The sequence below is a fragment of the Xenophilus sp. genome (genome assembly GCF_044462705.1).
Taxonomy (GTDB): Bacteria; Pseudomonadota; Gammaproteobacteria; order Burkholderiales; family Burkholderiaceae_C; genus Xenophilus; species Xenophilus azovorans.
This window is the reverse complement of the sequence record NZ_JBIQNC010000020.1, coordinates 30533-39060: the sequence shown is the minus strand read 5'-3', so window position 1 is coordinate 39060 and position 8528 is coordinate 30533. Positions and strand designations below refer to the sequence as shown.

Genomic DNA, 8528 nt, shown 5'->3' with positions numbered 1-8528 from the left:
CATCAGCATCTCGCCGATGGCGATGTTGACCACCCGCGTGGCCTTGTAGACCAGCACGAAGGCCAGCGCCGCCAGCGCATACAGGCCCCCGCCGGCCAGGCCGGTGAGGGCGATCTCGAACAGGTAGGCCCAGTCCATGCGCGATGCCCCGCTCAGGCCGGCTGCGCCAGCGGCTGCGCGCGCAGGCGCCGCCGCAGTTCGCCCACGTCGCCGCCGCCCAGGTAGGCGCGGTTGACTTCCGGATCGGCCTGCACCGCGGCCGGCGCGCCCTGCGCGATCACCTGGCCGAAGTTGAGCACCACGACGTGGTCCGACAGGTCCATCACCATGCCCATGTCGTGCTCCACCATCAGCACGGTGATGCCCCACTCGCGCCGCGCGTCGAGGATGAAGCGGGCCATGTCCTCCGTCTCCTCGCGGTTCATGCCTGCCACGGGCTCGTCCAGCATCAGCACCTTCGGCTGCATCGCCAGGGCGCGTGCCATCTCCACCCGCTTGCGCAGGCCGTAGGGCAGGGCGGCCACCGGCGCATGGCGGATGTGGTCGATCTCCAGGAAGTCGATGATCCGCTCTTCCACCTCGCGGCGCAGTTCGGCCTCCTCGCGGCGGGCGCGGCCCAGGTAGAAGAGGGCGTCGAACACGTTGCTCTTCAGGTGCGCGTGGCGGCCGAGCTTGATGTTGTCCAGCACCGTCATGCCGCGGAAGAGTGCGATGTTCTGGAAGCTGCGTGCCAGGCCCAGCGCGGCGCGTTTGGGCGCCGGCAGGTGCGTGATGTCGCGGCCCTCGAACAGCACCCGCCCCGCGGTCGGCCGGTAGAAGCCCGAGACGGTGTTGAACAGCGAGGTCTTGCCCGCGCCGTTGGGCCCGATGACGGCGGTGATGCTGCCCGGCGCCACGTCGAAGCCCACGCCCGACAGCGCCTTCACGCCGCCGAAGGCCAGCGTCAGCGCATCCAGGCGCAGCACCGGCTCGGCAGCGTTGGCTGGGGCGTCAGCGGCGTCGTGCAAAGGCGTCTCCGTCGGGCGTGCTCTGGCGGCACTGGGGTTTGCTCGGAGGCGGGTCGGGCTGCGAAGCGAGGCTACTCGTCCGTAGAATGCCTACCCACCGGTAACCTGCGCGATCTTCCGGACGGCGGTGCGCAGGGGCATCGGGACTTTCCCCCAAACCGCCCGTTCCCACGCTGCACGCATGGCCACCCGCACGCGCCGCCCGCCCGCCGCCGCCTCGCCCTGGACGAAGCCGGACCAGCGCGGCCGGCAGCGCGAGCTGAAACGCCAGGCGGTGCTGCAGACGGCGGCGCGGCTGTTCAACGAGCGGGGCTTCCACGCCACCTCGCTGGACGACATCGCCCGCCAGCTGCACGTCACCAAGCCCACGCTCTACTACTACGTCAAGAGCAAGGACGACATCCTGCTCGAATGCGTGCGCGCCGCGCTGGGCATGATGAAGGAGGGCATCGACGCCGTGCGCGAGAGTGGCGGCCGTGCGCTGGACCAGCTCGTGGCCTGCATGCGCATCTACGTCGACATCGTGATGCAGGACTTCGGCATGTGCGTGATCCGCAACGGCGAAGACCCGCTGCCGCCGCCCCTGAAGAAGGAGCTGCGGCGCCTGAAGGCCGGCATCGACCACGAGTTCCGCCGCCTGATCGCCGCCGGCGTGGAGGAGGGCAGCCTGGCGCCGTGCGACCCGAAGATGGCCGCCTTCATGATCGGCGGCGCGCTGAGCTGGGTCGGCCGCTGGTACCGTCCCGACGGCGAACTCGACCCGCAGCAGATCGCCGAGCAGGCCGTGGCGCTGCTGCTGGGCGGCGTGCTGGCCCCCGCGCAGCGGCGCGCGGCGGCGCGCCAGCGCAAGAAGACCCAGGAGATTCCCGCATGAATCCGGATTCCGCCATCCCCTCGCTCATCGTCGGCCGCGAAGGCGCGGTCGCCACGATCGCGTTCAACCGCCCGCAGGCGCTCAACGCCATCGACGTGCCGATGGCGCAGGGCTTCCTGGCCGCGGTGAAGGCCATCGCCGCCGACCCCGGCGTGCGCGCCGTGCTGATGCGCGGCGAAGGCAAGGGCTTCATGGCCGGCGGCGACCTGGCGCTGCTGGGCGCCGACCCGCAGGGCGGCGCGGCCGCGCTGATCGGCCCGCTGCACGAGGCGCTGGTGGTGCTGGCCAGCATCGACGCGCCGGTGGTGGCGCAGGTGCATGGCGTGGCGGCGGGCGCGGGCCTGTCGCTGATGCTGCAGGCCGACTTCGTGCTGGCGGCCGAGGGCACGCGCTTCAACCTGGCCTACGTGAACATCGGCACGAGCTGCGACGTCGGCGCCTCGTGGGCGCTGCCGCGCCGGGTCGGCCTGCGCCACGCGCTGGAGATCGCGCTGCTGGGCGACACGCTGGAGGCCGCCGACGCCGAGCAGATGGGCCTGGTCAACCGCGTGCTGCCCGCAGATACGCTGCCCGCCGAGGCGATGGAGCTGGCGCAGCGGCTGGCCGCCGGGCCCACGGTGGCGCTGGGGCAGCTGCGCCGTCTCATCCGCGGCAGCCTGGGGCGCGAGCTTGCGGCACAGTTGGACGCCGAGGCCGCCGCTTTCCAGATCTGCGCCGCGAGCGCAGACTTCCGCCTTGGCGTCGACGCCTTCTTTGCCAAGACAAAGCCCGACTTCACCGGCCGCTGAGCCCCGTTTTCTTCTTTTTCCACTTCGAGGACTGCACCATGACCCAACGCGACATCTTCGTCGTCGGCACCGCCCGCACCGCCATCGGCACCTTCGGCGGCTCGCTCAAGGACGTGCCCAACACCCAGCTGGCCACCACCGCCGTCAAGGCCGCCCTCACGCGCAGCGGCGTGGCGCCCGATGCGGTCGGCCACGTGGTGATGGGCAACGTGATCCCCACCGACACCAAGGACGCGTACCTCAGCCGCGTGGCCGCCATCGACGCCGGTTGCCCGATCGAGACGCCGGCCTTCAACGTCAACCGCCTGTGCGGCTCGGGCCTGCAGGCCATCGTGTCGGCGGCGCAGGCCATTGCGCTCGGCGACTGCGACATCGCCGTCGGCGGCGGCTCCGAGTCGATGAGCCGCGGGCCGTATTTCGATACCTCGGCCCGCTACGGCGCCCGCATGGGCGACGCCGTGCTGGTGGACTACATGCTGGGCATCCTGCACGACCCGTGGCAGAAGATCCACATGGGCATCACCGCCGAGAACGTGGCCGAGCGCCACGGCATCACGCGCGAGGAGCAGGACGCGCTGGCCGCGCTGAGCCACCAGCGCGCCGCGGCGGCCATCGCCGCCGGCCGCTTCAAGGAGCAGATCGTCCCGGTCGAGATCAAGACGCGCAAGGGCGTGGTGGTGTTCGACACCGACGAGCACGTCAAGGCGAGCACGACCGTCGAGGTGCTGGCGGGCATGAAGCCGGCCTTCAAGAAGGAGGGCGGCACGGTGACGGCCGGCAACGCCTCGGGCATCAACGACGGCGCGGGCGCGGTGGTGCTGGCCGAGGGCGGGCGCGTCAAGGCGCTGGGCCTGAAGCCGCTGGCGCGGCTGGTGGGCTACGCGCACGCCGGCGTGGAGCCGGCCTACATGGGCATCGGCCCGGTGCCGGCCACGCGCAAGGTGCTGGAGCGCACCGGCCTGAAGATCGGCGACCTGGACGTGATCGAGGCCAACGAGGCCTTCGCCGCGCAGGCCTGCGCCGTGGCCAAGGAGCTGGACTTCGACCCCGCCAAGGTCAACCCCAACGGCTCGGGCATCTCGCTGGGCCACCCGGTGGGCGCCACGGGCGCGATCATCACCGCCAAGGCGATCGCCGAGCTGCACCGCGTGCAGGGCCGCTATGCGCTGGTGACGATGTGCATCGGCGGCGGGCAGGGCATCGCCGCCATCTTCGAGCGGGTCTGACGCGCATGGCCTCGCGCCCGTTGCAGGTCGACGAGCGCGAGGTCGTGTTCACGGCGATCCGCGCCCAAGGCGCGGGCGGCCAGAACGTCAACAAGGTGTCGAGCGCGGTGCACCTGCGCTTCGACGTCGGCGCCAGCTCGCTGCCCGACGAGGTGAAGGCGCGGCTGCTGGCGCTGCACGACGCCCGGCTCACGCAGGACGGCGTGATCGTCATCAAGGCGCAGCAGCACCGTACGCAGGAGCTGAACCGCGCCGACGCGCTGGCGCGGCTGCAGGCGCTGGTCGACCGCGTGGCCGCGCCGCCGCGCGTGCGCCGCGCCACGCGGCCGACGCGGGCCTCGGTGCGGCGGCGGCTCGAAGGCAAGAGCCAGCGCGCCGAGGTCAAGCGCCTGCGCGGCGCGGTGCGCGACTAGGCGGTCACGCCGCCTGCACCTCGATGCGGCGCGGCCGCGCGTGCTCGGCCTTCGGGATGCGCAACTGCAGCACGCCCTGGTTCAGGTTGGCCTCGATGCGCTGCGTGTCCAGTTCCTTGCTCAGCGTGAAGACGCGGCGGTAGCGGTTGACGCCCACCTCGGCGTGCGAGGCCTGCATGCCTTCCGGCAGCTGCAGCGTGACCTCGCCCTCGATGGCGAGCTGGTCGCCGTCCACCTGCAGGTTCAGGCCCTCGCGGGTCACGCCCGGCAGGTCGGCCCACAGGGTGATGGCGCCGGCGTCCTCCACCACGTCCACGGGCGGCAGCAGCGCGGGCTGCGCCTCGCGGCCGGCGGCGTCGCGGGTGGCCGGGGTGTTCGGGGTGGTGTCGGGGGTGTTCATCGTCGGTCCTCCTTCATTGCACGGTGATGCGGCGCGGCTGCGCCGAGGCGCGGCGCTGCACGCTGACGCGCAGCACGCCGTCGCGGTAGCCGGCCGTGACGGCATCGGGGTCGGCGTCGTCGGGCAAGCTCACGGTGCGGCGGAACTCGCCGGCGAAGCGCTCGTTGATGTGGACGACCGGCCGCTCCTTTGCCTCGCCGCCGTTGGCGGCGGGCAGGGACGAGGCCCGGCGGCCCGACAGGCTGAGCACGCCGCGGTCGATCTGCACGTCGATCGAGGCCGGGTCCAGCCCCGGCGCGAAGGCGTACAGCTCGATGGACTGCGGCGTGGCGCCCACGTTCAGCGCCGGGAAGCCGCCGCGGCCGATGCCGCGGATGGTGGGGGACAGGTCGAACGCCTGCTGCACGTCGCGCTGCAGGCGATCCAGCTCGGCGAACAGGTCGCGCGGAAACAGGGATCGGTACATGGCGAAAACCTCCTTGCAAGATGCGTTGCAGGAAGCCGCCGGAAGCGGTGCCGCAGGCGACTTCCTGCTGGCGCACATAGGGTGTCCGCGCCCCCTTTCAAGAGGGGGGCGGAGGCCGCGCGGGAGGTCAGGCGACGGCGGGCGGCCGCGGCGCCTGCAGCGCCGCCAGCGCTTCGGCGTCCGTGCGGTAGGTGAACAGCATCGGCCCCGGCGCGAGCAGCCCGGCGCGCTCCAGCACCTGCAGGGCCGGCAGTTTCAGGCCGCTCAGGTGCAGGCGCACGCCCTTGCTCTCCAGCAGGCGGCGGATGCTGCCGAACACCTCGGCGCCGGTCAGGTCCACGCGGTTGATGGGGTGGGCGAAGAGGCACACGTCCTTGAGCCCGGGCCGCTCGGCCAGCACGGTGCTGATGGCGCGCTCCAGCGTGCTGGCGGTGGCGAAGTCGAGTTCGGCGTCCATGCGCAGCGCGTAGAGGTCCGGCGCCAGCGGCGGGAGCTGCCACAGGTGGCGGTCGCGCAGGCTGCCGTCGGGGTGCAGGCCCACCTCGATGATGCGCGGGTGCAGGTGGCGGTACATGTAGTGCGCCAGCGCCGCCAGCAGCCCGCCCAGCACGCCCCAGTAGATGGAAGGCGAGGTGGCGATGGTCAGCACGAAGGTGCCGAAGGCGATGGCCGCCTCGATGCGCGAGATGCGCCACAGCGCGACGAAGGCCGACGGCTTGAGCAGCCCGATGGTGGCCGACGCCACGATGGCCGCCAGCACCGCCTGCGGCACGTTGTACAGCAGGGGCATCGCCCACAGCAGCGCGGCCGCCACCACCACCACGTTGAACAGGGTGGCCCACTGCGTCTGCGCGCCCGCGTACAACGTGATGGCCGAGCGCGAGAAGGACGAACTCGTCGGAAAGGAGCCCGAGAAGCCGGAGGCGATCTTGGCCAGGCCTTGGCCGATCAGGTCCTGGTTCTCGTTCCACAGCGTGCCGGCGCGGGCGTTGTCCACCTTGGCGCTGGAGGCCGTCTCCAGGAAGCTCACCAGCGTGACCAGGAAGGCCGGCAGGATCAGCGCGCCCAGTTCGTGCCAGCTCAGGAGGCCGGGCAGGTAGAAGGAGGGCAGGCCGGAAGGCAGCGCGCCCACCACCGCCCCGCCGCCGAGCGCGTAGCCGATCAGCCAGCTGACGAAGGCGCTGAGCGCCACCAGCGCCATGGTGGTCGGAAAGCGCGGCGTGAAGCGCTTGCCCAGCCAGAGCATCGCCATGCCGCCCAGGCCGAAGCCGATGGCGATGAAGTCCGGCGGCGGCCCCTGCAGCGCCTGCCAGAAGCTGCGGCCGGTGAAGCCCAGCAGGGCCGGCAGTTGCGACAGCGTGATGAGCACCGCGGCCCCTTGGGTGAAGCCCATCAGCACCGGCGAGTTGACCAGCCGCAGCAGCCAGCCGAAGCGCGCCGCGCCCAGCACCACCTGCATCAGCCCCGACAGCAGCGCCAGCCACACGGCCAGCGACACCCATTCGCGGCTGCCCGGCACCGCCAGCGGCGCCAGCGCGGCGCCGATCAGGATGCTCGACAGGGCGGTCGGCCCCACCGACAGGCGGGCCGAGGAACTGAACAGCACCGCCACCAGCGCCGGCCACAGCGCCGCGTAGATGCCGGTGGCCAGCGGCATGCCGGCCAGCGAGGCATAGGCCACGCCCTGCGGAATGACCATCAGCGCGACGGTGATGCCGGCCAGCGCTTCGTTGATGAGCAGCGGACGGTTGGGCCGGGGCCAGGCGAGGAAGGGCAGCCAGTGCGCGAGGCGTTCGCGGCGGCTGGCTGGTGTGGCAGGAGCTGGATTCATGGCTGGGTGCGCCCGGCGGGCGGGCGCGGCGGACGCTTGTTGTGATGGGCCTCGGGGCGCCCGCCATTGTCCGGGATGCCGGGGTCGGCCTCCCGGCGGGGGGTCAGAGCAGCGACGTCGCGTTCTTCAGCACGTAGTCGCAGGCCTTCTCCTTGAGCTTGGAGGAGAGGTTCTTCATATTGAGCGACTTGCCGTTCTCGCCCTGCAGCAGCCCCTTGGCGCCGTTGGCGAAGCCGGTCTGCTGCGGCTTCTGGCCGGTGACCATGCCCAACAGCCTGTCCTTGACCGAGTTGGCGCTGGCGGCGCTGAGGTAGTTGTTCTTGACGCAGTACTGGATCACGCCGGCCGCGTTGCCCAGCGTGCTGCTGCCCATGGCCGGCATCGACAGGCCGAGGCCGCCGGCCAGCGCGGCCGCGCCGCCGCCGGAGGCGGAACCGGTATCGGCCTGGCCGGAACTGCCCAGTTGTTCCTTCATCGCGTCGAGGTACTTGTTGGCGTGGGCGGCGCCGCCCGCGGCGAGCAGGGCCGCGCACAGCGCGGCGGCGGGGAGGGAACGATGCATGGCGGATCTCCTTGAAGGTACGGCGATGCCCGGACGATAGCCGCTGGCGCCGCGGCAGGCGTTACGGTTTCTTCCTGTGCTGGAAGGCGGTGGGCGACTTGCCCGTCGCCTGCTTGAACATGGCGCAGAAGGCGCTGTCGGTGGCGTAGCCGCTGGCGGCGGCCACCTGGCTCACCGCCATGCCGCGCGCCAGCAGCGGTAGCGCATGGGCCAGCACGGCCTGCTGGCGCCACTGCTGCCAGCTCATGCCCATCTGGTCGCGGAACAGGCGCGCCACGGTGCGCTCGCTGGCGCCGATGGCGGCCGCGCGCTCGGCCAGCGTGGCGCGGCCGGCCGGGTTGCGCAGCAGCGTCTCGCACAACTGGCGCAGGCGCTTGTCGGCCGGCAGCGGCACGTCGATGCGGATCTGCGTGGCGCGCTCCAGCTCGTCCACCAGCAGCGGGGCGATCCAGCGCTCGCGCTGGGCGGCGTGCGGGTCGGCCGGCGGCAGGCCGTCGGGCGTGGTGTCCAGCGCCAGCATCAGGGCGCGCAGCAACGGGCTGATCTCCAGCACCTCGCAGCGTTCCCAGTGCGGCCCCAGCCAGGGGTGCAGGTAGACGGTGCGCAGCTCGGCGTACTCCATCAGGCTGATGCTGTGCGGCACGTCGGCCGGCACCCACACGGCGCGCGAGGGCGGCACGATGTAGCTGCCGTCGGTGGTCGACAGGCGGATCACGCCGCGGGTGGAGAAGGTGAGCTGCGGCCAGGGGTGCTGGTGCAGCTCGACCTGCGTGTCGGCCTGGAGGAAGTGCTCCTTGGCGCGCAGGGGCCGCATCGCGTCGGGGGCGTACAGATGGGGCGTGAGCGGACCCACGCTGTGGACGGCGCTTGTCATGTTTCCGACAAATGTTGTCGCTGTATCGCCATTCTGCCGCGAAAGCTGACCCTAGCATCCAGGGCTGCCCGAGCGCATTGTTTCCAG

Annotated in this window: 10 protein-coding genes and 1 pseudogene; 4 read left to right on the top strand and 7 right to left on the bottom strand. The window is 71.8% G+C overall.

Annotated features, from left to right (window positions below; all coding sequences use genetic code 11):
• Window positions 1–138: pseudogene (locus ACIY1X_RS05895) on the bottom strand (branched-chain amino acid ABC transporter permease); the annotation flags it as partial.
• Between the two features lie 14 nt (window positions 139–152).
• Complete coding sequence (locus tag ACIY1X_RS05890; protein ID WP_399678857.1) at window positions 153–1007, bottom strand: ABC transporter ATP-binding protein; 855 nt, start codon at window positions 1005–1007, stop codon at window positions 153–155.
• A gap of 181 nt (window positions 1008–1188) precedes the next feature.
• Between ACIY1X_RS05890 and ACIY1X_RS05885 the strand changes: the two genes are divergently transcribed.
• The 4 genes from ACIY1X_RS05885 to arfB are packed head-to-tail and all read left to right on the top strand — an operon-like array spanning window position 1189 to window position 4308.
• Window positions 1189–1881: a TetR/AcrR family transcriptional regulator gene (locus tag ACIY1X_RS05885; RefSeq protein ID WP_399678856.1), complete on the top strand. Its 693-nt coding sequence runs from the start codon at window positions 1189–1191 to the stop codon at window positions 1879–1881.
• On the top strand, window positions 1878–2669 hold the full coding sequence (locus ACIY1X_RS05880) for an enoyl-CoA hydratase/isomerase family protein (protein WP_399678854.1): 792 nt from the start codon (window positions 1878–1880) through the stop codon (window positions 2667–2669). Before ACIY1X_RS05885 ends, ACIY1X_RS05880 begins: the two co-directional genes overlap by 4 nt.
• 38 nt (window positions 2670–2707) lie before the next feature.
• Entirely contained in the window at window positions 2708–3895 is a 1188-nt protein-coding gene (locus tag ACIY1X_RS05875) for an acetyl-CoA C-acyltransferase family protein (protein WP_399678853.1), read from the top strand.
• A 5-nt stretch (window positions 3896–3900) separates the two neighbouring features.
• Window positions 3901–4308, top strand: coding sequence for an alternative ribosome rescue aminoacyl-tRNA hydrolase ArfB (gene arfB, locus ACIY1X_RS05870; RefSeq protein ID WP_399678850.1), 408 nt, complete (start codon window positions 3901–3903; stop codon window positions 4306–4308).
• A gap of 4 nt (window positions 4309–4312) precedes the next feature.
• Here the strand turns inward: arfB and ACIY1X_RS05865 are convergent, their stop codons facing one another.
• The 5 genes from ACIY1X_RS05865 to ACIY1X_RS05845 all read right to left on the bottom strand — a co-directional run bounded on the left by ACIY1X_RS05865 (window position 4313) and on the right by ACIY1X_RS05845 (window position 8441).
• Window positions 4313–4708: an Hsp20/alpha crystallin family protein gene (locus tag ACIY1X_RS05865; protein WP_399678848.1), complete on the bottom strand. Its 396-nt coding sequence runs from the start codon at window positions 4706–4708 to the stop codon at window positions 4313–4315.
• A gap of 13 nt (window positions 4709–4721) precedes the next feature.
• Window positions 4722–5174: an Hsp20/alpha crystallin family protein gene (locus tag ACIY1X_RS05860; RefSeq protein WP_399678846.1), complete on the bottom strand. Its 453-nt coding sequence runs from the start codon at window positions 5172–5174 to the stop codon at window positions 4722–4724.
• Between the two features lie 127 nt (window positions 5175–5301).
• Window positions 5302–7005, bottom strand: a complete 1704-nt coding sequence (locus ACIY1X_RS05855) for a SulP family inorganic anion transporter (protein ID WP_399678844.1) — start codon at window positions 7003–7005, stop codon at window positions 5302–5304.
• Between the two features lie 103 nt (window positions 7006–7108).
• Window positions 7109–7567 (bottom strand): DUF2501 domain-containing protein, encoded by a 459-nt coding sequence (locus tag ACIY1X_RS05850; RefSeq protein WP_399678842.1) that lies wholly within the window; start codon window positions 7565–7567, stop codon window positions 7109–7111.
• Between the two features lie 61 nt (window positions 7568–7628).
• The gene (locus ACIY1X_RS05845) at window positions 7629–8441 is read right to left on the bottom strand and encodes an AraC family transcriptional regulator (protein WP_399678840.1); all 813 of its coding nucleotides are present in this window, start codon (window positions 8439–8441) and stop codon (window positions 7629–7631) included.
• Window positions 8442–8528: the final 87 nt, after the last annotated feature.